The organism is Neisseria sp. HMSC068C04, from assembly GCF_001810105.1.
Taxonomy (GTDB): Bacteria; Pseudomonadota; Gammaproteobacteria; order Burkholderiales; family Neisseriaceae; genus Neisseria; species Neisseria flavescens_B.
In genome coordinates this window covers 18,131-39,806 of sequence record NZ_KV799919.1, presented here as the reverse complement: position 1 = coordinate 39,806, position 21,676 = coordinate 18,131, and the positions used below count along the sequence as shown (strand labels likewise).

Sequence of the window (21,676 nt, the reverse complement as noted above, 5' to 3'; positions counted from 1 at the left end):
TCTTTCAAAAAAGCAACGGAGGAAGGGGAAAATTACAGGTATTTGCGCATCAATTCGCATTCGACGCGGACGGTTTTGTTCAGCTGCAACACGGCAGTACCGAGCGATTCGTAGCGGTTGAGGCGATAGAAAGGCACGGAATTGAGCGAGGCATACAGTTTGAGAAAGCTGAGGCCTGCATTTCGGGCCATTTCTTCGGCGCGGCTGAGCAGGGCCGTACCCAAGCCGAGATTGTGGAAGAGCGGATGGACGTATAAGGCGTCCAGTTGCGCTTCTTTGAAATCGACTTGGAAGAAACCTTGAATCAGCCCCTTGTATTCGACCACCCACAAGGCTTTGTTTTTGTCGGAGATGGTTTCCAAATAGCTGTTGATGTCGAGCAGACTTTCCCATGTGTGCATAATGGTTTCATCGTAACTGCGGATGCAGGCGTATTGAACGGCATGCAGATGGGCGTTGTGTATGGCTTGGCAGTCTTTTTCAGTTGCCGGACGGAGGAGGGTCAGAAGGCTCATGGCGGATAGTCGGAAAAATTGATTTCAGACGGCCTTTGGCAATTAAAGGCCGTCTGAAAAAGTGGGTAAGGTTACAGGCTTTGATGTAAGGTTTGTGCGGTTTGAAACGCGTTGTCCGCATCGTTGGCCAAGACAGTAAAGTGGCCCATTTTTCGGCCTTTGCGCGCGGCTTTTTTACCGTAAAGATGCAGATGTGCATTCGGGTTGCTTTGCAATGGCAGCCATTCGGGTTCGCCGCCATCTTCCTTCCAAACGTCGCCCAAAATATTCGCCATACAGCAAGAGCTCAGTAATTTGGTATCAGCCGGAGGCAGGTTGCACATCAGGCGGACTTGTTGCTGGAATTGGTCTGCCGCGCAGGCATCGATGGTATGGTGGCCGGAATTGTGCGGACGCGGTGCGATTTCGTTGACGACCAATTCATGTGTATCGCCGACAACAAACATTTCTACCGCCAATACGCCGACGTAGTTCAATTCATCGGCCAAACGCTGCGCCATTTGTCGCGCCTGTTGCTGAATGTCGGCACTCAGACGCGCAGGGACGATGGAGTAGGCGAGGATACCGTTTTCGTGAATGTTTTCGGCAGGGTCGAAAGTTTGCACGTTGTCATTGTTCAGACGGCATACGATAACGGAAATTTCGCCGCGCAAGTCCACCATTTTTTCTAAAACGCAATCCACGCCGCCGTGTTCAGCAAATGCGGCTTTGAGTTCATCCAATGTTTTTACGCGGATTTGGCCTTTGCCGTCGTAGCCCAAAGTGGCAGTTTTCAGGATGCCGGGCAGAAATTGTACGCTTTCTTCAGTGATGTCTTCGGCTTTGCAAACTGCTTGATACGGCGCGGTTTGCAGGCCTGCTTTGCGTATCCATGCCTTTTCCTGAATGCGGTTTTGAGCGATGGCAACGCAGTCGCCGCTGGGGGAAACATTGGTATGTTTGGCGAGAAAACGCATCGCGTCGGCATTGACGTTTTCAAACTCGGTCGTAACTGCCGCGCATTTTGCCAATTCTTCCAAAGCTGCTTCATCATCAAATGGCGCGCATAAATGGCAGTCGGCAAATTCCGCTGCCGGCGCATTCGGGTCGGGATCGAGTACGGTTACTTTGTAGCCCATGGTTTTGGCAGCAACAGTAAACATTCTGCCTAATTGTCCGCCGCCAAGAATGCCGAGCATAGCAGGAGGGAGGATGGGGGATGTGTTCATGGATAATCGCTTTATGAAGAAATTGGGTAGGGTGTTTGCAGGCCGTCTGAACATGGTTTTACGGCTTCAGACGGCCTGATGTTTTAAAGTTTGCCGATAAATTGCGGCGGAACGTTTTCAGTTAACCATACGCCATTGTCCGCCAAATAAAATTGATGTCCTGCCGTAAGCATGGCGACAGTGTCGATGGTCAATACAACCGGCTTGCCGTGTCGGGAGCCGACGTTGACGGCTGTTGCAGCATCGTCAGACAGATGGACAAAATGGCGCGAGGCAGAATGCAGGCCTTGTTCCAATATAGACGGAACAGAGCGCTCAGCCGTACCGTGATACAAAATTTGAGGAGGTGTCGCCACTTTGTGTTCAACCTGAACTTGTGCCGTCGAATGACCTTGCGCCGCGCGGATGCGTTTGCCGTCTTCGGAAATCGTAAATCGTTTTTTATCGTTGTTTTCGACCACTTCCAGCAATACTTCGTAGGTCAACGGATTACCTGTAAAGCCTCGATCAGGATGGTTTACCTGCGTCAGTAGGGTATCAATATCCACCCAGCCGTCTTTATCCAAAGTAATACCGATTTGCTCGGGATGATGGCGTAAGATAAAGCTGAGGAATTTGCTGATGGATTTTAGTTGTTTTTCGTTTAATATCATAATCTTGTTGTTCAGTCATTTCAGAGCGCAGGCCGTCTAAAAATTATTTATCCAGCCCTTCTTGCACCATTTGCGCTGCGCGTATTACTGCGCGGGCTTTGTTTTGGGTTTCCTGCCATTCGGAGGTTGGGTCGGAGTCGGCAACTACGCCTGCGCCGCTTTGGACGAAGAGGGTATTGTTTTTGATCACGGCAGTGCGGATGGCAATGGCCAAGTCCATGTCGTTGTTGAAACTCCATACGCCGACTGCTCCGCCGTAGATGCCGCGTTTGCTTGGTTCGACTTCTTCGATGATTTCCATGGCGCGGACTTTGGGTGCGCCGGAAAGTGTGCCTGCGGGGAAAGTGGCGGCAAGGATGTCCATGTTGGTCATACCATCTTTCAGACGGCCTTCGACGTTGGAGACGATGTGCATCACATGGGAATATTTTTCAATCACCATTTTGTCGGTAACTTTGACTTCGCCGGTTTTACTGATGCGGCCGACGTCGTTGCGTCCTAAGTCAATCAACATGACGTGTTCGGCAATTTCTTTGGCATCGCTCAGCAGGTCTTGTTCGTTGGCAAGGTCTTCGGCTGGTGTTTTGCCGCGCAGGCGCGTGCCAGCGATAGGGCGGACGATGACATCGTCGCGTTCGCGGCGGACGAGGATTTCGGGGGAGGAGCCGACAATATGGAAATCGCCGAAATCGTAGTAGAACATATACGGCGATGGGTTCAGCGTACGCAGGGCGCGGTAGAGGGCAAGCGGATTGTCGGTAAATTCCATACTCATGCGTTGGCTGGGGACAACCTGCATGCAGTCGCCTGCAAAGATGTAGTCTTTGATTTTGTTGACGCAGGCTTTGAAAGGTTCTTCTCCAAATTCGCTGACTGCTTGGGTTTGTTTGCTGCCGAGGGAAAGCGGGATGGCGCAACTTTGGCGTAGCTGGGTACGGATGTCTTCAAGACGTTCGCGTGCGCGTTCGTAGCCGTTGGCTTGAGACGGATCGGCATAAACAATCAGGTAGATTTTGCCGCTTAGGTTATCCACTACGGCAAGCTCTTGCGAGAGCATCAGGAGGATGTCGGGCGTACCGAGCGGATCGGCTTTGGCCGTATGTTTCAGGCGGTGGGCAAAATGTTCGAAATTGTAGATGGTTTCATAACCGAAGTAGCCGACCAGGCCGCCGGTAAAGCGCGGCAGGCTTGGGATTTCGGGCGTTTTGAAGCGGTTGTGGAAGGCTTCGATAAAGGGCAGGGGATTGCCGTCGTGTTGTTCGACGATTTCGCCGTTTTGATACACATCGACATGTTTGCCGCTGGTTTTGAGATAGTGGCTGCAAGGCAGGCCGATAAAGGAATAGCGGCCAAAGCGTTCGCCACCGACAACGGATTCGAGCAGGTAGGTGAAAGGCTTGTTGGCAAGTTTGAGGTAGATTGAGAGCGGTGTGTCCAAGTCGGCAAGCAGCTCTTGAACGAGTGGAATGCGGTTGTAACCTTGTGCGGCTTGGGCTTGGTATTCTTGTTTGCTGATCATCTTGATAAGTCTTTCAGACGGCCTGTTTTAGGGTGTTAAATCGTGTGAAGAGTATAGCATTTTATTGGGATTGTTGACAGTCTGAGCGTTATGTCAGATATGGAAAACGCCGTCTGAAAAAGACGGCGCGAGGTATCAGGCAATGGTATTGGAGATTTTGTTTTTCCGGCTTTGTTTCCACTTGAAGACATAAGCGGCAACAACGGGAATCAGGGCAATAATGGATTTGAATGTCCAGCCTGAATACCATGTACCTTCGGGAACATCGCTTGCAAGCCAAGTGAAGTACGGCCACCAGCAGGCAACCAGGCTGCCGAGGAACAGCGGCCAAATATGACGGCTTAAGTTGCGTTGCCATAAAAGGAAACAGATGACCGCCCAAACGAAAGTCAGTACGGTAATCAGGAGAATGGTGTAGGCATCTGAAATCAGGATGGCGGCAAAGTAGTAGCTGAGTCCGACCCATAATAGGGCAAGTATCAAGACGATGATTTCTTCCGGGCGTTTAAACATGATTTCTCTCTTTTTTAAGACTGGCAATGCTTTAATACTATACCCTAAACAAGAAGCGATGATAAGAGTCTTTCAGACGGCCTTGTAGTCGGGTTTGCTATAATGTGCGCAATCAATTTTTTGGAAAGGACAAACCATGACGGCAAACTTTCAAGAAACGCTGAAGGCTTTGGGCAAACAGGCGAAAAAGGAAGCCGTGGAGCGGGAAGCTGAAGCGAAGGCTAAAAAGCAGGTAGAGGATGTGGATTTCAGCAAGGCGGTTGGTAAGGTTACGCCGTTAAAAAATGCCGGCAACTATTATGAACAGCCCCGTGATAAATCTCCGATTAAGCCGCGACCTAAAGAAATGGCGACTTTGGAGCAGGAAGATTATTTTTATGTGGGCAGCGGCGGCTGGGAAGAACCGCCGGCTTCGTTCAGTAAAAACGGGCAGGGTAAAAATGATTTGATGCGTTTGCGAAACGGCCATTATCCTGTTGTGGCGGATGTGGATTTGCATGGCTATACGCAGGAAGAAGCGCAGCAGGTATTGAACGAGTTTATTGAGTTTACGAAAAAACGCGGCGTTTGCGGCGAAATTGTCCACGGTAGCGGCTTGGGTTCTTCAGGCTATAAACCGGTTTTAAAAAATATGACGCGCCGCTGGTTGATGCAGCATCCTGATGTGTTGGCTTATGTCGAGCCTCGACAAGGCAATGATGGCGCAGTCAGGATTTTGTTGAAACGCCAACGCCGAGACGATGATTGGAAACAGTAAAATATAAAAAGCAGTGTCGATAAAATGACACTGCTTTTTTATGGTTGTCAGACTAAGAAGCTTTCTTTTTGGAAACCGATTCGCAACCTTTTCCATTGGTCATTGCGGTTTTGAATTTATTGGCAGAATCAATATCAGTGCATTTGTAAGCATTGCCCAAACTATCCATCCAAACGGAAAGGGTATAGCCTGTTTTTGTGGGAATGGCTTTCAAACGATAGGCTCGGCTTGTACTGGCATTAATCATTTCATCAGAGTATTGGTATTTGTCTGCCAAATCTTTATGGCCTTTGTATGAGGCAATAAATGTACCTAATTCTTTTTCAATCCTTTTAGTTTCCCAATTTGGATTTTTAACCATCTTATTTTTAAAAGCAGAATTGATGGCAACTAACTCGGCATGCGCTTGTGATTGGTAGCCGCGTTCAATGTAGTGGTTGTAAGACGGAATAGCAATGACGCTCAGGATGGCTAAGATGGCAACGGCAATCATCATCTCAACCAGCGTAAAGCCTAGTTGTTTGGTAGAGGTGGTATTCATTATATTATTCGCTGGCAACGTAAGACTGAAGAACGACTTGGGTATTGGCATTCTTACCCCATGCCTTGGCGGTAACGCGGTAGGTAATTCGACCCTCTGTCGTTTTACCTAAATATTCGATGATGTAGCGTGGATTGTTCGCGATGCCGCTTTTTTTATCTAAAGGATATTCCATACCATTGGCGTCAATACATAGGCTTTTGTCGCATTTGCGCTTCCAAGCATCTACGGTTGGGTTGCCTTCTTCAGTAAAATCGCCATTGGATTTTACGTTTGGTGTGGAACATAAACCTTTTTCACATTTTGCGGTAAAAGTAGTCTTTTTACCTTCAATATCAAAAATTTGATTTTCACCTTCACGCAGTGCCGCTTCGGCTAGGGTGGTTGCCAGTTTGCGGTCGGCATCATTGGTGCTGATACGCTGTTCAGTATTGTAGGATTGGGTGGCTGTGACCACGAGCAGGGCGATGACGACCATCATCATTAAGACGATAAACAAAGCATAACCCTGCTGCCGGTCAGGTTTGATTAGAGTGATCGGTCGGCGCATACGTTTCCTCCGCGGATGGTGGCATTAATATTATAGATATCGACTTTATTGTCTTGTTCTTTTGATGGGTCAATACTGCCGTTATTCAGTACGATTTGGATAGAAGCCGGAGACTTAGCCTCAATTGAGGTATCCAATTGATCTGCATACTTAAAGGTTTCCGCATTTGCTCCACTTGCTGATGCATTTTCAGAATCAGGACATTCTGCATAGATATAATGAAGATCCATGCTTGTAATGCCTTTAATTAGCAGCTGTGGATTACTCCATGAGCCATTATCAGACAATTGGAAACGGAATAAGCCGTTCTCTTTGTCAAGCGTACCAACGGCATAAGCAATCATTTCATGTTTCATGATGGCGATACTGCCGTTTTGATCAGAGTCGGTAATTTTCAAAGCCGATTTTGCCGCAGCCAAATCTTTAATTTCTGTGTGAGGTTTGGCAATTCCGAAGCAACTGCTGGCAATGGCGGTTTTTGCAACAGGATTTTTCTTGTCAATACCGTATTGAAACAGCAGGGCTTTTTTAAAGCCGGGATAGCTTAAATTGATTTCTTTAACCGGTAACAGATTATTCACATCGGCTGTTTTCAATGTGTATTCATTTAAGCTTTTGTCTTCTATCACTGCAGAGGCAGGAAAATTCGCCATATTGAAGCAGCCGAAATTACCTGCCATACGCGCATCGCGGACGATCATATTGGCGGCGTTGCGCAAGTCTTGTTGGATACCGATACGGGCGTTGGCAGACTTGTTTAATCCGCGCGCAGTAAAGTAAGTGGAGCTGACAGCCATTAAGACGATCATGCTGAGTAGGCTGGCAACCAGAAATTCAAGGATGCTAAAACCACGAATGGCGGTTTTATTGGTAATATGGTTGAGTAAGCGTTTATTGTTCATTATTAGTCTCTTACGCGTGATTGGTAGGTATAGACAACGTGATGCCCCGATGTGTTGAGATGTTTTGCGCTATTTTCTTCTTCAACATCTTGTAACCATAAAACTTTCACGATGGTTGTATCGCCTTTGCCATCGCATTTTGCGTTAAACCCATTTTCGTAAGTCGGCTCTGCTCCGGAAGAATCTTTGCAGATGGTTGAGAAGACTTGGGCTTCGGGGAGAGCTTTAGCTAAATCGGTTTTAAACTGTGCAATTTGAGCCTGTGCAAGTTGGGCTTTGGTCATTTTGGCTTCAAATTTTGCAGTTTGTTTAGAGTCGGATTTTAGGTAGGCATCATAGGATTTTTTATAACGGGAGGTTTTTTCCCCTGCAGTATCGGTTTCTTCAGAAAGCGTCGGATTAATGAGCATGCCTTCAATCAGATTTTGTGTAATTTGGGCGACTGTGGTTTGATTTTCAGACTCACGTACGTTGGATACGGTACGCAATTGAACAGCCAGCAGGGCGAGTACGCCGATAGCAAGGACAAACATGGCAATCAAAACTTCAATCAGGGTCATACCTGATTGAAGTTTTGGGGTAAAGCTTGTTGGGCTGGTTTTCAGACGGCCTTTAAATGATCTGAGATGAGTAGGATTAGTAATGTTCATAAGATACCGTTGTTATTATTTGGAAGTGTATTCGCACATTTTGCGCTCATCGTTTTTGGCACAGATTTCGACATGCCCATTGCCATTAATTAAAAGTACGGTAGCACGGGCTTTCTTGGTTTCAGCATCGGTGGCAGATTTATCTGTCAGGCTGATTTTGATGTGGCCGTCTGAAAATTGATAATCCTTGCCATCAGTTGAATGGCTAAATGTACCATTGGGCAGGAATCTCCACCAGACTTCTTTTGAAGCTGAAGCAGAGAGGGCAGAACGGTCATTGCTGATAGGGATATAGTCGAAGCTGTATTCCACTTTGTCGGTATCCCCATTAAGAATAATGGAGCGGATGGATAAATCGACGGTATCGTTTTGATAGCGTAAGTCTTCGTTCTTATCGGCGTAGGCCAACATACCATTACCGGCATATTTGGAATTACAACCATTATTGGGCGAACCATCAGATTTGATTTTGACCGGGCAGATGTAAACGGGAAGATTTAGACGGACGGCCTCATTACGAGCGAAGCGCAGCAGATTGGCAATTTGCTCTGCTTGCGATGCTGCATGTCTGGAGGCAATCCATTGATTCATATTGGGAAGTGCGATGACGGCCATTACTGCTGCAATAGTAATGACAATCAGCAACTCAATTAGGGTGAAGCCTTTTTGTGTCTGATACATGAGTGATTTTTTGGTAGTAATGTGTTGGGTAACTGACGTTTTCTCTTTTGCACTTGCCTGCGGCAATGCTTTTGCTTTTATTAGATTTATTTTAAACGATTTTGTAATGCGTGACTAATGAAATATGAAATTCGGTTAGTTTTTCAGACAATCTGTCTCAATCTTCCATCAACATGGATTCTGGAACATAGGCGGCATTATCAAATTTGGTAAATTGACCCATCCAAGTGAGGAATACTTTCCCGACTGGACCGTTACGGTGTTTGCCGATAATACATTCCGCCAAGCCTTTTGCGGGTGATTCTGAGTTGTAGTATTCATCACGATACATGAACATAATCAAGTCGGCATCTTGTTCGATTGCGCCGGATTCACGCAAATCGGACATCATCGGGCGTTTGTCGGTACGCTGCTCAACTGTACGGCTCAACTGCGACAGGGCAATGATGGGAACTTGCAACTCTTTAGCCAATGCTTTGAGGGAGCGCGAAATTTCGCCAAGCTCGGAAGCACGGTTGTCAGAACGGCCGGAGCCTGACATTAATTGCAGGTAGTCGATGACGATCAAGCCCAATTTACCGTTGAACTGGCGAGCAAGACGACGGGCGCGGGCGCGGAGTTCGAGCGCGGTCAAGCCTGGAGTTTCATCGATATACATTGGTGCATCGGAGAGTTTAACAACTGCTTCGTTCAGACGGCCCCAGTGTTCGTCTTGCAATCTGCCGGTTTTTAAAACGCTTTGGTCTAAACGTCCGACTGAACTCAGCATACGCATAACCAGCTGCGCACCGCCCATCTCCATCGAAAATACGGCGACAGGCAGTTTGCCCTCTACGGCAACGTGTTCTGCGATGTTGATCGAAAAGGCGGTTTTACCCATAGACGGACGGCCCGCCACGATAATCAAATCGCCCGGTTGAAGGCCTGATGTTTTTTTGTCGAGGTCGATAAAACCTGTCGATATGCCGGTTACCTCATCAGGATTGTCGCGCGAATAAAGCATATCGATGCGCTCGACCACTTCTTTCAAAAGGTCGGGCATCTCAAGGAAGCCTTGTTTGGATTTGGCGGTACTTTCGGCGATTTGGAATACTTTGTTTTCTGCCTCGTCCAAAAGCTGGCCTGCATCACGCCCTTGCGGATTGTATGCGCTGCGTGCAATTTCTGTACCGACTTCGGCAAGCTGGCGCATGATGGAACGCTCACGCACGATTTCGGCGTAGCGGCGGATATTGGCAGCAGACGGCGTATTTTGCGCCAGCGTAATCAGATAGTTGAATCCGCCTGCCGCTTCCAACTCTTCATTGCGTTCCAAACTTTCTTGAACGGTAATGACGTCGGCAGGACGGCTTTCATTAATCAGATTGGCAATCGCACGAAAAATCAGGCGGTGTTCGTGGCGGTAGAAATCCTCGCCGGAAACAACATCGGCAATACGGTCCCAAGCAGAATTTTCCAGCATCAGGCCGCCCAATACGGATTGCTCCGCTTCTGTGGAATGTGGCGGCAGTGACAATGCGCTGATTTCACGGTCTTCAGATGGCATATCGGAATAATTGCTCATGACGGGCATCTCTGGCTGGAAAATTGCAATCTACTATTATAGCGCAGTGTAAGTTCAATTGGTTTGTTTAGGCTAAAGCAGGTAAAATAGCCATGTTGTCGATTTGACAACACACACTACCAAAATATAAATATCAATAATTAGGAGCATAAAAATGGAACACAAGCTGCCACAATTGCCTTATGAACTGGATGCGTTGTCCCCTCATCTGACCAAAGAAACTTTGGAGTTCCACTACGGCAAACACCATCAAACTTACATCACCAATTTGAACAATCAAATCAAAGGTACTGAGTTTGAAGAAATGCCTTTGGAAGAAATCGTGAAAAAATCTTCCGGCAGTATGTTCAACAACGCTGCCCAAACTTGGAACCACACTTTCTACTGGCTGGGCTTTACCCCTAAAGGTCAAGGCAAACCTGCCGGCGAATTGGCTGCGGCCATCGACGCCAAATGGGGCAGCTTCGAGAAATTCCAAGAAGCGTTTAATGCTTGCGCAGCCGGTACTTTCGGCTCAGGTTGGGCATGGTTGGTGAAAACGCCTGCCGGTGAATTGGATCTGGTTTCTACTTCCAATGCAGATACTCTGCTGACTACTGAAAACACTCCGCTGTTAACTTGCGACGTATGGGAACACGCCTACTACATCGACTACCGCAACAGTCGTCCTAACTACCTGAAAGGTTTCTGGGAAATCGTTAACTGGGATGAAGTTGCCAAACGCTTCGCCGCATAAAACGATATGAATGAAAAGGCCGTCTGAAAATTTTTCAGACGGCCTTTTTATCGATATGGGCGTGAAGAAATGGTTTAGATGAATGTTTTTTCTGTCTGATACGCAAAATTATCATGGAGCAGAAAAAAGGATAAACGGGAGATTATGCTAAAATATTGTCAACAATTTTCTGATTCCGCATGATATGGAATCAGCGTTTGACACACATACACAAGAGGATTTTATGAAATTTCTAGACCGTGAGGCGACCATTGCCAAACCTGGCTTTAATCGTTGGCTGGTACCGCCCGCCGCTTTGGCCGTGCATCTTGCCATCGGGCAGATATACGCTTATTCCGTGTTCAATGCGCCGCTGACCAAACTTATCGGTATCACTGAGTCGGCTGCAGGAGATTGGAAACTGACCACGGTTGGTTGGATTTTCAGTATTGCCTTGGCGATGTTGGGTGCGTCAGCGGCTATGTTCGGTACATGGATGGAACGCGTTGGGCCGCGTAAGGCGATGTTTGTTGCAGCCTGCTGCTTTAGCTTGGGCTTTTTTGTGTCGGCGATCGGCGTTCATACGCACAATCTGTTTTTGCTTTATTTAGGCAACGGTGTGATTGGGGGGGTTGGTTTGGGCTTGGGCTATATCGGGCCTGTATCGACGCTGATGAAATGGTTTCCCGATAAACCGGGTATGGCGACAGGTTTGGCGATTATGGGTTTTGGCGGCGGCGCGATGTTGGCCTCGCCTTTATCCGTGTCGCTGATGAATTTTTTCTCCAGTGAAACTTCGGTTGGCGTAGTACAGACGTTTGTTGTTTTGGGCATTTTTTATTTGGTATTGATGATGTTTGGTGCATTTACCATCCGCATACCTGCCGATGGCTGGAAACCTAAAGGTTATGTTGCGCCGAAAATCAAAAGCAAATTGGTCAGCAGCAATCACGTCAATGTTTCCGAAGCCATGAAGACGCCACAATTTTGGCTCTTGTTTTGGGTGTTGTGCTTGAATGTGACGGCCGGTATCGGCGTTTTGGGTCAGGCTTCTGTCATGATTCAGGAGCTGTTTTCTGAAACTTCTGTCGGTAAACAGGCTGCCATTGGCGCGGGTGCGGCGGCAGGTTTTGTGAGTCTGTTGAGCCTGTTTAATATGGGCGGCCGATTTTTGTGGTCCAGCGTGTCCGACAAAATCGGGCGTAAAAATACTTATACCATTTTCTTTGTACTAGGCTCGCTGTTGTATTTTGCCATTCCGTCGATTGGCGCGAGTGGTAACAAGGCTTTGTTTGTTATTGGGTTTTGCGTCATCATTTCCATGTATGGCGGCGGTTTTGCAGCGATTCCAGCGTATCTGAAGGATTTGTTCGGCACTTATCAAGTTGGTGCAATCCACGGCAGGATTTTGCTGGCATGGTCAACTGCGGCTGTTATTGGCCCGGTGTTGGTCAACTATATCCGCCAAAGTCAAATTGAAAGCGGCGTTCCAGCTGCTGAGGCTTATAGCATTACCATGTACATCATGGCAGGTTTGTTGATTGTCGGTTTGTTGTGTAATTTGAGCGTCCGTTCGGTTCACAAAAAGCATCACGAAAAAGACATTAAGGTCGCGGCACATAGCGGCAATCCCGATGATGAAACCGCTGTGTCCGATGCCTATCTGATCAGCAAGAAAGTATCAGCGGGCGGTATCGGCGTATGGTGGCGCTGGGCTTTGGTCTGCATCCCTTTGGGCTATGGTGTCATTATGGTGTTTGTTAAAGCCTTAAGTTTGTTTAATTGATTGTTGAAAATTAAAGGCCGTCTGAAAGTTTCAGACGGCCTTTTTTCACATGTTGAACAATTAATCTTTTGATACGCTGATGGTATGTTTGATGTGTTTTAAATTCGCAACGATGGTAAAAGTCATCATTACTAGTAATGCCCATGAACTCCATTTGCTGATGTGTACTGATGCCCACGCGCCGATTTGGTTTGGATAGCGCCAAACGCCGAATAGGGTTCCCAAATTTTCCGCCAGCCAAATAAAAAATCCGATCAGGACGAAAGCGAGCAGGAGCGGCATTTTGCGAGTGGTGTCATAGGGCGTGTATAAGACCGTTGTCCGGGCGTATAGGCCGAGAGCAAAAGCAGCGAGATACCAGCGATAGTCGCCGATATAATGATGGGTGAAGAAATTGATATAAATCGCCAGTGCACACAAAGTGCCCAACCAATATGGCGGATGGCTTTTGATTTTGAGGTCAAACAGCCGCCATGCTTGAATGATATAGCTGCCGACTGCAGCATACATAAAGCCCGCAAACAGCGGTACGCCGCCAATTTTGGTATAAGCCTCATCCGGATAGCTCCAAGATTGGATATCGCCTGATGTCTTGAACCACTCTAAAGCAAAGCCTACCAAGTGAAACAGCGTAATCGATTTCACTTCATCCCAAGTTTCCAACTTGAAATACAGCATGGCTGCTTGTACGGAGACAGCAAAAATCAGCAGTAGGTCGTAGCGCGAAATTCCCAACCAGCCTGTTTTCGGAACGAGGAACATGGCAATGAAAAACAAGCCTGCAAATAAGCAGGCTCGTGCTTCTTTCAAACCAAAAAACCAAAATTCAACGATAAAGCGTCGCCAACCATGCAAATCCTTGCGTTTGGGATGCTCAGTCAGCCAAGTATCCAGTTTACCCAACATATTTTCAGACGGCCTCTTTATCTTAAAAATGTTTTAGGCAGATTGAATCGGAATGACACGGTTTTGCTTATGTTTTGCGCCACCCTCACAATAGTTGGTTTTGACATAATCTTCAACGATTTGTAAAAACTCGGCAGCGATATTGTCGCCTTTGAGGGTAACTTTTCGTTCGCCGTCTACATAAACTGGCGCAACCGGAGTTTCGCCTGTACCTGGCAGGCTGATACCGATATCGGCAAGTTTGCTCTCGCCCGGACCATTTACCACGCAACCCATTACGGCGACGTTCAATGATTCAACGCCTGGATATTCAGTGCGCCAAACAGCCATTTTTTGGCGTAAATAGTTTTGTACGTCTTGAGCCAACTCTTGGAATACGGTACTGGTGGTACGGCCGCAACCCGGGCAGGCTGTAACCATTGGCGTAAAGGAGCGCAAGCCCATGGTTTGTAGGATTTCCTGACCAACAATGACTTCTTGTGTGCGTGGGGAACCGGGTTCGGGCGTGAGGGAAATTCGAATGGTGTCGCCGATGCCTTCTTGCAACAATACGGCCAAAGCTGCGGTGGAGGCCACAATGCCCTTGCTGCCCATTCCCGCCTCGGTCAGACCGAGATGGAGCGGGTAACGGCAACGGCTGCCTAATTCGCGGTAAACCTGAATCAAGTCTTGTACGGCGCTGACCTTGCACGACAAAATGATTTTGTCTTCAGGCAAGCCCAAGGCTACGGCTTTTTCTGCCGATTCCAGCGCCGAAACAATCAAAGCCTCTTTCATGATTTCTTCAGGCAGTTTTGGTGTGGCAGAAGCTAAGTTGGCATCCATCATGCGCTTGGCAAGGCTTTGATCAAGCGAACCCCAGTTCACACCGATGCGTACGGCTTTATTGTTTTCTGCGGCAGTACGAATCATAAAGGCAAATTTTTCATCGCCTTTTGCACCTTTGCCGACATTGCCCGGGTTAATCCGATATTTGGCCAAGGCTTTACCGCACTCAGGAAATTCGGCCAATAAGCGTTCGCCATTAAAATGGAAATCACCAATCAGGGGAGTGGTGTAGCCCATATCGTCTAAGCGGCTGCGGATTTCAGCTACTTTGGAAGCCGCTTCAGGAGTATTGACCGTAATGCGGACCATTTCCGAGCCGGCATCGCTCAATTCTTTGACCTGTTGGGCAGTTGCTGCGGCATCTGCCGTATCCGTATTGGTCATGGATTGGACAAGAACGGGTGCATCGGAGCCGATGATGAGGTGGTCAATTTTGACTTGATGTGTCTGACGGCGTTTAGGTGTGGTCATTTTAGTTTTTTCCTGCAACAAAAGAGGCGGATCTTTCACCGGCAACACGGTATTTCAAAGGTTCGATAGGTGTGCCGCCGTAATTGGCTTCCGAGCCGGCTGCAATACCGATCCAAACATTGTAAGGCGCGCCGCCTCTCAGACGTTGTTCGCTTCCGGCCGGAACGATACGGCTGAATACTACTTTTCCATCTTTGTCTGTAATGATCAGATTGCTTCGGTATTGAACTTTAATCCAAAGTTCGTCTTTCTCAACTTTGACGGCAGGCTTCTCTTCTTGTACGACGGCGGAAGCTGCTGAGGCAGCTTGATCATTAGTCACTTCAGGCTTATTGGTTATTTCTTTTTTGCCGTCTTCCGTCATTTCGCTAACGGCAACATTATCCGTTTTTAAGGCAGGCGTTTTCATCGTATCAGCAACATCTTTGCTGTTTTGAATATTTGCCTGTTCGTTTTCAAAACTGGATTTGCTTTGCCAAAAGTAAACACCGCCTACAGCCAAAGCCAGTGCGGCTATCCCCAATATCCATTTTGGGAAACCTTGCTTTTCAGTGTTTTGGTAGCTTAAGCCGGTGTTGGCACTGCGTGTTACCGCGTATACATGGTCTTCAAGTTGCGGAGTAATGGAGAGCAAATGTTTGGCGATGGTTTGTTCGTCGATTTTCAAAAATCGTGCATATGAACGCAGATAGCCTGAAACAAAGACTAAACCGGGAAAGCCTGAATATTCCCCTTTTTCCAAAGCATCAATTTGTTCGGCAGACAGTTTCAAACGTGAAGCAACATCTTGAATATCAATTTTGGCATCAGTTCTGTGTTTGCGTAATTCATCCCCCAATGTTTTGGCGGCTTGTGTGTCGTAGTTGATTTTTTCGTTATTTTCCATTTAGTGGCCCGTTGTGACAGTTTGTAGTTCGTCTGAATAGGGGAAGTTTGCCCTAAGTTGGGCTTCGTATTCGTATGCGGCGTGTTTATTGCCCAAGGCGGTAGCCAAACGCCAGCCTAAAAGCAAATCGTCAGCCTGTAGGACATCAACTTTGCTTTGGTATTGACGGAAATAATAGTCGGCATCGTTCAGATTGCCTGCCATCATTTTGGTTCGGGCAAGTTCTTTGAAAGCAGGGAAGAATTGCGGATTCGCTGCTAAAGACCTTTCCAAATAGGCTTGCGCTAAAGAGTATTGGCCTAACCTTGCACTGCAAATGCCTTTATTCATGTTGGCAATAAAGGGGCTTGGGTAGGTTGGGTCAGCCAGTGCTTTGTCAAAATAAGCCAAAGATTCTGCTGGTGCATTCATTTGATTGCACAAGAACCAACCGTAGTTGTTGTTGACTTCTGCGCTATCAGGTTTTAAAGACAACGCTTTAAGAAAGCTTTCCTGGGCTTTGTCTTTGACCTTCAAATACTGATAAATCTCGGCGCGTACCAACCAAGCAAGGTCATTTTTTGAATTGGACTTAAGCGCCTCTTCGATACTTTCGGTAGCTTGGCGGTAGTTTTGGCCGCGCATATATTCCACAGCCAGTTGGGTTTTGATATTAGAAACTTGAATGGCACGTTCTTTAGGGCTTGGGCCGGAAGAGGAAGCGCAGGCTGAAAGAGTCAGTGCGGTAAGTAATGCGAATCCGAACTTGAATTTCATAATTGACCTTATTGTTCGACCAAAATCTGTTGCCATTTTTGTTGGCGGCGTGTTTTATCTTGTACTTGTCCGGCCAGTTGTCCGCAAGCGGCATCGATATCGTCGCCGCGGGTTTTGCGGACAGTAACGACAAAGCCGGCTTGTTGCAGAATATCGCGGAAGACACGGATATTTTCATTGGTAGAACGTTCGTAGCCGGAATTTGGGAAAGGATTGAACGGAATCAGATTGAATTTGCATGGTACGTCTTTAACCAATTCAATCAATTCACGCGCATGTTGTGCTTTATCGTTGATACCGTCGAGCATAACGTATTCAAAGGTAATAAAGTCACGGGGTGCTTTGACCAAATAACGTTGACAGGCCGCCATCAATTCTTTGAGCGGGTATTTTTTGTTGAGTGGAACAATCTGATCACGCACTTCATCGTTAGATGCGTGTAACGACACGGCCAAAGCAACAGGCATTGCATCACGCAGTCTGTCCATTTGTGGAACCATACCTGAAGTGGAAACGGTCACGCGGCGACGGCTCAAGCCGTAGCCGTGATCATCCAGCATAATGCTCAAGGCAGTAACAACATTGTCAAAGTTTGCCATGGGTTCGCCCATGCCCATCATCACCACGTTGGAGATAACGCGTTCGTTTTTTGGGGTAACGCCCATGGCTTTATTGGCCCACCAAAGCTGGCCGATAATTTCAGCGGCAGTCAGGTTGCGGTTGAAACCTTGTCGTCCGGTAGAGCAGAAGGTGCATTCCAATGCGCAACCGACTTGGGAAGAGATACACAAAGTTCCGCGTTCGGCCTCGGGAATGAAAACGGTTTCTACACCGTTGCCCGTACCGACATCCAGCAACCATTTGCGTGTACCATCAGTAGATTCTTGTGCCATCATTAATTTAGGCACTTCGATTGTGGCTTGTTCATTCAACTTGGCGCGCAATGATTTGGCCAAGTCAGTCATTTCTTCAAAGTTCTGTGCACCGGCTTGATGCATCCAACGCATTACTTGCTTGGCACGAAAAGGTTTTTCGCCCATTTCGGCAAAGTGTTGCGTCAGTCCGTTTAAATCATAATTCAGTAGATTGGTTTTCATGTATTTTTATGTTTCTCAGTAAAGCTTTTAAAGCAAAGGGGCTTATTGTGCAGCTTTGCTTTAATAGCCTTTGGATTTTCAGACGGCCTTTAATTTATAGGACATACAAAGCAGTTTTGCCGTCCGATATAGAATCGGACGGCCGTAAAGCGGCTACAGGCTTTTATTCTTAGCGTGGGCAGATTTCGCTTTGGCTGAAGAAGTAAGCAATTTCAATCGCAGCATTTTCAACACTGTCAGAACCATGTACGGCATTAACACTGACAGATTCTGCAAAGTCGGCACGGATTGTGCCCGGAGCTGCATCAGCCGGATTGGTTGCGCCCATCAATTCACGATTTTTGGCAACGGCGTTTTCACCTTCCAATACCTGGATCATAACGGGATTGCGTGTCATGAATTTAACCAAGTCTTCATAAAAAGGGCGGTCTTTGTGTACGGCATAAAACTCTTTTGCTTCACGCTCAGAGAGATGTTTCATTTTTGCTGCAATAATGCGCAAGCCGTTTTCTTCAAAGCGGCTGTAAATCTTGCCGATGACGTTTTTTTCTACTGCATCGGGTTTTATGATGGAAATCGTACGTTCGATGGCCATGTTATGTCCTTGTTTTTATTAATAGGTAAGTTGCCGTAGCCAAGAGGCGAGGGAAGTGTATTCTACCAAATTTCGCCCCTTTTTGGGAAAGGCATTATTTGCTTAAAGTCAGGTGTGGTTGTTCCAAATAGACTTCAGATTGCATTTCGATCATACGGCTGGCTGTACGGGTAAATTCTTCGGCAAAATCGCCTTCAACGTAAATATCGTTTACGCCAACTGCGCTAGTGGCGCACAGCTTCACACGGAAATCGTATAAAACGTCAATTAACCATGTCAGACGGCGTGCTTCTGCTTTTTCTTGCGGGGTTAGACGTTCTAATCCTGAAAGGAAAACCATCTCGTAATGTTCGGCTAAATACAAATAGTCAGCTTGTGAGCGCGGGCCAAAACATAATGCACGGAAATCAAACCAGATGGCGTGTTCTGACTGGGCTTTATGGGGGATTTCCCGTCCATGGATAATGCTGATGCCTGGGTTTAATTCAGAGATTCCGCTCATTTCTTTAAATAAAGCAGCGAGTTTTTGCTCGTTTTCTTCATTATTGGGGACAAAGAAAATTTCGGCAGGACGCAGCGTACGCAAGCGGTAATCTTCGCCGCCATCCACATTTAAAACGGTCAGGTTGGACTCGATAAGGGCGATGGTTGGGAGAAAGCTGCTGCGGTTTTGGCCTTGAGGATAGAGTTCGGATGGGGCGTAGTTGGAAGTGGCTACCAAGACTACACCTTCACTCAACAGGTTTTCCAGTAAACGGCCCAAAATCATGGCATCGGCAATATCGCTGACGTGAAATTCATCAAAGCATAATACGCGTGTTTCTTTGGCAATTTCTGCTGCAACGGCTTTTAAAGGATTTGCTTCGCTCTTTAAAGTTTTCAGTCGTTGATGAATTTCGGCCATAAAGGCATGGAAATGCACGCGGCGCTTACGGCGATAAGGGAGGCAGCCGAAAAAAGCGTCCATCAAAAAGCTTTTACCGCGTCCTACGCCGCCATAAAAATAGAGTCCTTTAGGCACTTGGGGAGAGCGCAGGCTGCGGCCGAGAAAACGGTTGCGTTTGCGTTTGAACATCATCAGCTCGGTCCACAAACGATCCAAATATTCAATGGCTCGTGCTTGGGCTTCGTCGCGGATAAAGTTGGGCTGTTCGGCTGCAGCCTGATACCAAGTCAATGGGCTGTGGTTTTCAAATGGAGGTGGTGTGAATAGTTGGTCTCTATTGCTCATGTGTAACCTTTATTATGCTTTACTGGCGATAGTTGAAACATCATCCGCAATAGTTTGGACAGTACTTGGAATGATGTTTTCATTACAGAATAGTCGGTCTATTATAAATGATTTCAGACGGCCTGAGTTTTTTGTAAAAGCATTGTAGTAGATATAGTTGAAATAGTGTGCGATTAAGGTATGCGTGAAAAGATCTGGCTTTGAATTTCTTGTGAAAACAAAAAAACGCCGCATTTCTGCGGCGTTTTGCTACTAAGTATTAATGAGCACTTTCTTGCAATGCCAAGTCTACACGCTCACGCAACTCTTTACCCGGTTTGAAGTGAGGAACATGCTTTTCAGGCACTTCCACGCGTTCGCCGGTTTTCGGGTTGCGCCCGATACGGGCAGGGCGGTGGTTCAAGTCGAAGCTGCCGAAACCGCGGATTTCGATACGTTGTCCACGAGCCAGTGAGCGGGTCATGGTATCAACCAAGACTTTTACACTGTATTCGACATCTTTAGCCAGCAGTTGGTTGCCATTTTTTTCGGCAAACACTTCTGCAAGGCGAACCATCAATTCAGACTTCGTCATGTCTGCAACCTTATTCTTGGTCGCCGGACAGTTTGGCTTTCAGCAAGTCGCCCAGGCTGGTAGTACCGGCATTGGCAGTTGCAGCGGCGTTAACTGAATTCAGCGCTTCGCGGTTTTCTTTAGCGTCTTTCGCTTTAACAGACAGACGGATGCTGCGGTTTTTGCGGTCAACGGTAACGATAACGGCTTCAACTTCGTCGCCTTCTTTCAGTTTAGTAGTCAGGTCTTCAACGCGGTCAGCAGCGAATTCAGAAGCAGGCAGGTAGCCTTCAACTTCTTCAGACAGAGCGACTACTGCACCTTTGGCGTCAACAGATTTCACAGAACCTTTAACCAAAGAACCTTTGTCGTTTACGCTGATGAAGTTGCCGAACGGATCACCTTCCAGTTGTTTGATACCCAAAGAGATGCGTTCTTTTTCAACGTCGATGGCCAATACAACGGCTTCAACTTCTTCGCCTTTTTTGTATTTGCGTACAGCTTCTTCGCCGGCTTCAGTCCAAGACAGGTCAGACAAGTGAACCAGGCCGTCGATGCCGCCAGGCAGACCTACGAATACGCCGAAGTCAGTGATAGATTTAACTGCGCCGGAGATTTTGTCGCCTTTGTTGTGGTTGGCGGCAAATTCTTCCCAAGGGTTAGCTTGGCATTGTTTCATACCCAAAGAGATACGGCGGCGGTCTTCGTCGATTTCTAGGATCATTACTTCAACTTCGTCACCCAGTTGAACAACTTTGCTTGGGTGTACGTTTTTGTTGGTCCAATCCATTTCGGAAACGTGTACCAAACCTTCGATGCCTTGTTCGATTTCAACGAACGCACCGTAGTCGGTCAGGTTGGACACTTTACCGAACAGGCGGGTACCTTGTGGGTAACGACGGGTCAGGCCGCTCCAAGGATCTTCGCCCAGTTGTTTCATACCCAGAGAAACGCGTTGTTTGTCTTGGTCGAATTTCAGGACTTTAGCTTCTACTTCTTGACCAACTTCCAAAACTTCGCTTGGGTGTTTCACACGGCGCCATGCCAAGTCGGTGATGTGCAACAGACCGTCGATACCGCCCAAGTCAACGAATGCACCGTAATCGGTGATGTTTTTAACGATACCTTTGATAACTGAACCTTCTTGCAGGTTTTCCAGCAAGGCTTTGCGTTCTTCGCCCAAAGTAGCTTCCAGAACAGCGCGGCGGGACACAACAACGTTGTTGCGTTTTTTGTCCAGTTTGATCACTTTGAATTCAATTTCTTTGCCTTCGAAGTGAGAAGTGTCTTTTACAGGACGTACGTCAACCAAAGAACCCGGCAGGAATGCGCGGATGCTGTTGATCATAACGGTCAGACCGCCCTTGACTTTGCCATTGATAACGCCGGACAGGATGTCGCCGTTTTCCATCGCTTCTTCCAAAGCGATCCAGTCGGCAGCGCGTTTGGCTTTTTCGCGGGACAGTTTGGTTTCGCCGAAGCCGTTTTCAACAGATTCGATGGTAACGGTAACGAAATCGCCAACTTTAACTTCAATCTCGCCCTGAGCGTTTTTGAATTCAGCAACATCAATCAGAGATTCTGATTTCAGACCTGCGTTAACGGTAACGAAGTTTTGATCGATGCCGACTACTTCGGCAGTAATCACTTCACCTGGGTTCATCTCTTGCAGGGTAAAGCTTTCTTCCAGCAGCTGGGCAAAATTTTCCATAGTCATATATACTCTTTTCGGTACACCGCCAAGGGGTGCGGGTTAGGTTTGAAATGACCTGCCGTCCTTGGCGCGGCAGGTTGGGAAA

General features: G+C 47.3%; 23 protein-coding genes. 3 read left to right on the top strand and 20 right to left on the bottom strand.

The window, feature by feature from the left end; all coding sequences use genetic code 11:
• Positions 1-32: 32 nt before the first annotated feature.
• From HMPREF2700_RS02560 to HMPREF2700_RS02540, 5 genes are all read right to left on the bottom strand, one after another.
• Positions 33-515 (bottom strand): GNAT family N-acetyltransferase, encoded by a 483-nt coding sequence (locus HMPREF2700_RS02560; protein ID WP_070589784.1) that lies wholly within the window; start codon positions 513-515, stop codon positions 33-35.
• Positions 516-586: 71 nt separating this feature from the next.
• Positions 587-1,723 (bottom strand): 5-(carboxyamino)imidazole ribonucleotide synthase, encoded by a 1,137-nt coding sequence (locus HMPREF2700_RS02555; RefSeq protein ID WP_070589782.1) that lies wholly within the window; start codon positions 1,721-1,723, stop codon positions 587-589.
• Positions 1,724-1,806: 83 nt separating this feature from the next.
• A complete protein-coding gene (locus tag HMPREF2700_RS02550; protein WP_070589780.1) occupies positions 1,807-2,376 on the bottom strand; it encodes an RNA 2'-phosphotransferase in 570 nt (189 codons plus the stop codon).
• A gap of 43 nt (positions 2,377-2,419) precedes the next feature.
• Positions 2,420-3,895, bottom strand: a complete 1,476-nt coding sequence (trpE, locus tag HMPREF2700_RS02545; RefSeq protein WP_070589778.1) for an anthranilate synthase component I — start codon at positions 3,893-3,895, stop codon at positions 2,420-2,422.
• Between the two features lie 135 nt (positions 3,896-4,030).
• Positions 4,031-4,408: a hypothetical protein gene (locus HMPREF2700_RS02540; protein ID WP_070589776.1), complete on the bottom strand. Its 378-nt coding sequence runs from the start codon at positions 4,406-4,408 to the stop codon at positions 4,031-4,033.
• Positions 4,409-4,544: 136 nt separating this feature from the next.
• Between HMPREF2700_RS02540 and HMPREF2700_RS02535 the strand changes: the two genes are divergently transcribed.
• Positions 4,545-5,165, top strand: coding sequence for a Smr/MutS family protein (locus HMPREF2700_RS02535; protein WP_003747047.1), 621 nt, complete (start codon positions 4,545-4,547; stop codon positions 5,163-5,165).
• A 52-nt stretch (positions 5,166-5,217) separates the two neighbouring features.
• On the opposite strand, the gene HMPREF2700_RS02530 is transcribed toward HMPREF2700_RS02535, so the two are convergent.
• From HMPREF2700_RS02530 to dnaB, 6 genes are all read right to left on the bottom strand, one after another.
• On the bottom strand, positions 5,218-5,706 hold the full coding sequence (locus HMPREF2700_RS02530; RefSeq protein WP_070589774.1) for a PilX family type IV pilin: 489 nt from the start codon (positions 5,704-5,706) through the stop codon (positions 5,218-5,220).
• Positions 5,707-5,710: 4 nt separating this feature from the next.
• Complete coding sequence (locus tag HMPREF2700_RS02525) at positions 5,711-6,256, bottom strand: pilus assembly PilX family protein (RefSeq protein WP_070589772.1); 546 nt, start codon at positions 6,254-6,256, stop codon at positions 5,711-5,713.
• Entirely contained in the window at positions 6,235-7,158 is a 924-nt protein-coding gene (locus tag HMPREF2700_RS02520; RefSeq protein WP_070589770.1) for a PilW family protein, read from the bottom strand. Before HMPREF2700_RS02520 ends, HMPREF2700_RS02525 begins: the two co-directional genes overlap by 22 nt.
• A 2-nt stretch (positions 7,159-7,160) precedes the next feature.
• On the bottom strand, positions 7,161-7,808 hold the full coding sequence (gene pilV / locus HMPREF2700_RS02515; protein WP_210389848.1) for a type IV pilus modification protein PilV: 648 nt from the start codon (positions 7,806-7,808) through the stop codon (positions 7,161-7,163).
• Positions 7,809-7,823: 15 nt separating this feature from the next.
• Positions 7,824-8,489 carry a GspH/FimT family pseudopilin gene (locus HMPREF2700_RS02510; RefSeq protein ID WP_070589905.1) on the bottom strand — a complete coding sequence of 222 codons (666 nt, stop codon included), beginning with the start codon at positions 8,487-8,489 and terminating at the stop codon, positions 7,824-7,826.
• 157 nt (positions 8,490-8,646) lie between these two features.
• On the bottom strand, positions 8,647-10,053 hold the full coding sequence (gene dnaB / locus HMPREF2700_RS02505; protein ID WP_070589766.1) for a replicative DNA helicase: 1,407 nt from the start codon (positions 10,051-10,053) through the stop codon (positions 8,647-8,649).
• 154 nt (positions 10,054-10,207) lie between these two features.
• Between dnaB and HMPREF2700_RS02500 the strand changes: the two genes are divergently transcribed.
• Both HMPREF2700_RS02500 and HMPREF2700_RS02495 read left to right on the top strand, forming a co-directional pair.
• Positions 10,208-10,789 carry a superoxide dismutase gene (locus tag HMPREF2700_RS02500; protein ID WP_070589763.1) on the top strand — a complete coding sequence of 194 codons (582 nt, stop codon included), beginning with the start codon at positions 10,208-10,210 and terminating at the stop codon, positions 10,787-10,789.
• A 223-nt stretch (positions 10,790-11,012) separates the two neighbouring features.
• Positions 11,013-12,554 (top strand): L-lactate MFS transporter, encoded by a 1,542-nt coding sequence (locus HMPREF2700_RS02495; protein WP_070589761.1) that lies wholly within the window; start codon positions 11,013-11,015, stop codon positions 12,552-12,554.
• Between the two features lie 60 nt (positions 12,555-12,614).
• On the opposite strand, the gene HMPREF2700_RS02490 is transcribed toward HMPREF2700_RS02495, so the two are convergent.
• The 9 genes from HMPREF2700_RS02490 to rpsA form a co-directional block, all read right to left on the bottom strand.
• A complete protein-coding gene (locus tag HMPREF2700_RS02490; protein ID WP_070589759.1) occupies positions 12,615-13,460 on the bottom strand; it encodes a DUF817 domain-containing protein in 846 nt (281 codons plus the stop codon).
• Between the two features lie 33 nt (positions 13,461-13,493).
• On the bottom strand, positions 13,494-14,759 hold the full coding sequence (gene ispG / locus HMPREF2700_RS02485; RefSeq protein ID WP_070589757.1) for a flavodoxin-dependent (E)-4-hydroxy-3-methylbut-2-enyl-diphosphate synthase: 1,266 nt from the start codon (positions 14,757-14,759) through the stop codon (positions 13,494-13,496).
• Position 14,760: 1 nt separating this feature from the next.
• A complete protein-coding gene (locus tag HMPREF2700_RS02480; protein WP_070589755.1) occupies positions 14,761-15,645 on the bottom strand; it encodes a helix-turn-helix domain-containing protein in 885 nt (294 codons plus the stop codon).
• The gene (gene pilW / locus HMPREF2700_RS02475; RefSeq protein WP_070589753.1) at positions 15,646-16,401 is read right to left on the bottom strand and encodes a type IV pilus biogenesis/stability protein PilW; all 756 of its coding nucleotides are present in this window, start codon (positions 16,399-16,401) and stop codon (positions 15,646-15,648) included. It lies immediately after the preceding gene.
• Between the two features lie 8 nt (positions 16,402-16,409).
• Complete coding sequence (gene rlmN, locus HMPREF2700_RS02470; RefSeq protein ID WP_003683577.1) at positions 16,410-17,498, bottom strand: dual-specificity RNA methyltransferase RlmN; 1,089 nt, start codon at positions 17,496-17,498, stop codon at positions 16,410-16,412.
• Positions 17,499-17,667: 169 nt separating this feature from the next.
• The gene (gene ndk / locus HMPREF2700_RS02465) at positions 17,668-18,093 is read right to left on the bottom strand and encodes a nucleoside-diphosphate kinase (RefSeq protein ID WP_004519785.1); all 426 of its coding nucleotides are present in this window, start codon (positions 18,091-18,093) and stop codon (positions 17,668-17,670) included.
• A gap of 94 nt (positions 18,094-18,187) precedes the next feature.
• Entirely contained in the window at positions 18,188-19,324 is a 1,137-nt protein-coding gene (gene zapE / locus HMPREF2700_RS02460; protein ID WP_070589751.1) for a cell division protein ZapE, read from the bottom strand.
• 259 nt (positions 19,325-19,583) lie between these two features.
• Complete coding sequence (locus HMPREF2700_RS02455) at positions 19,584-19,898, bottom strand: integration host factor subunit beta (RefSeq protein WP_003678992.1); 315 nt, start codon at positions 19,896-19,898, stop codon at positions 19,584-19,586.
• Positions 19,899-19,908: 10 nt separating this feature from the next.
• A complete protein-coding gene (rpsA, locus tag HMPREF2700_RS02450; RefSeq protein ID WP_003678994.1) occupies positions 19,909-21,594 on the bottom strand; it encodes a 30S ribosomal protein S1 in 1,686 nt (561 codons plus the stop codon).
• Between the last annotated feature and the right edge of the window lie 82 nt (positions 21,595-21,676).

What these genes read in the sequence shown, in the direction of transcription:
- HMPREF2700_RS02510 (WP_070589905.1), bottom strand. Translation starts at nt 8,489, where the DNA reads ATGTATCAGACACAAAAAGGCTTCACCCTAATTGAGTTGCTGATTGTC.
- HMPREF2700_RS02555 (WP_070589782.1), bottom strand. Translation starts at nt 1,723, where the DNA reads ATGAACACATCCCCCATCCTCCCTCCTGCTATGCTCGGCATTCTTGGC.
- rlmN (WP_003683577.1), bottom strand. Translation starts at nt 17,498, where the DNA reads ATGAAAACCAATCTACTGAATTATGATTTAAACGGACTGACGCAACAC.
- HMPREF2700_RS02525 (WP_070589772.1), bottom strand. Translation starts at nt 6,256, where the DNA reads ATGCGCCGACCGATCACTCTAATCAAACCTGACCGGCAGCAGGGTTAT.
- pilV (WP_210389848.1), bottom strand. Translation starts at nt 7,808, where the DNA reads ATGAACATTACTAATCCTACTCATCTCAGATCATTTAAAGGCCGTCTG.
- HMPREF2700_RS02535 (WP_003747047.1), top strand. Translation starts at nt 4,545, where the DNA reads ATGACGGCAAACTTTCAAGAAACGCTGAAGGCTTTGGGCAAACAGGCG.
- HMPREF2700_RS02490 (WP_070589759.1), bottom strand. Translation starts at nt 13,460, where the DNA reads ATGTTGGGTAAACTGGATACTTGGCTGACTGAGCATCCCAAACGCAAG.
- HMPREF2700_RS02480 (WP_070589755.1), bottom strand. Translation starts at nt 15,645, where the DNA reads ATGGAAAATAACGAAAAAATCAACTACGACACACAAGCCGCCAAAACA.
- HMPREF2700_RS02455 (WP_003678992.1), bottom strand. Translation starts at nt 19,898, where the DNA reads ATGACGAAGTCTGAATTGATGGTTCGCCTTGCAGAAGTGTTTGCCGAA.
- HMPREF2700_RS02500 (WP_070589763.1), top strand. Translation starts at nt 10,208, where the DNA reads ATGGAACACAAGCTGCCACAATTGCCTTATGAACTGGATGCGTTGTCC.
- HMPREF2700_RS02520 (WP_070589770.1), bottom strand. Translation starts at nt 7,158, where the DNA reads ATGAACAATAAACGCTTACTCAACCATATTACCAATAAAACCGCCATT.
- HMPREF2700_RS02560 (WP_070589784.1), bottom strand. Translation starts at nt 515, where the DNA reads ATGAGCCTTCTGACCCTCCTCCGTCCGGCAACTGAAAAAGACTGCCAA.
- HMPREF2700_RS02540 (WP_070589776.1), bottom strand. Translation starts at nt 4,408, where the DNA reads ATGTTTAAACGCCCGGAAGAAATCATCGTCTTGATACTTGCCCTATTA.
- ndk (WP_004519785.1), bottom strand. Translation starts at nt 18,093, where the DNA reads ATGGCCATCGAACGTACGATTTCCATCATAAAACCCGATGCAGTAGAA.
- HMPREF2700_RS02530 (WP_070589774.1), bottom strand. Translation starts at nt 5,706, where the DNA reads ATGAATACCACCTCTACCAAACAACTAGGCTTTACGCTGGTTGAGATG.
- zapE (WP_070589751.1), bottom strand. Translation starts at nt 19,324, where the DNA reads ATGAGCAATAGAGACCAACTATTCACACCACCTCCATTTGAAAACCAC.
- HMPREF2700_RS02495 (WP_070589761.1), top strand. Translation starts at nt 11,013, where the DNA reads ATGAAATTTCTAGACCGTGAGGCGACCATTGCCAAACCTGGCTTTAAT.
- ispG (WP_070589757.1), bottom strand. Translation starts at nt 14,759, where the DNA reads ATGACCACACCTAAACGCCGTCAGACACATCAAGTCAAAATTGACCAC.
- rpsA (WP_003678994.1), bottom strand. Translation starts at nt 21,594, where the DNA reads ATGACTATGGAAAATTTTGCCCAGCTGCTGGAAGAAAGCTTTACCCTG.
- pilW (WP_070589753.1), bottom strand. Translation starts at nt 16,401, where the DNA reads ATGAAATTCAAGTTCGGATTCGCATTACTTACCGCACTGACTCTTTCA.
- trpE (WP_070589778.1), bottom strand. Translation starts at nt 3,895, where the DNA reads ATGATCAGCAAACAAGAATACCAAGCCCAAGCCGCACAAGGTTACAAC.
- dnaB (WP_070589766.1), bottom strand. Translation starts at nt 10,053, where the DNA reads ATGAGCAATTATTCCGATATGCCATCTGAAGACCGTGAAATCAGCGCA.
- HMPREF2700_RS02550 (WP_070589780.1), bottom strand. Translation starts at nt 2,376, where the DNA reads ATGATATTAAACGAAAAACAACTAAAATCCATCAGCAAATTCCTCAGC.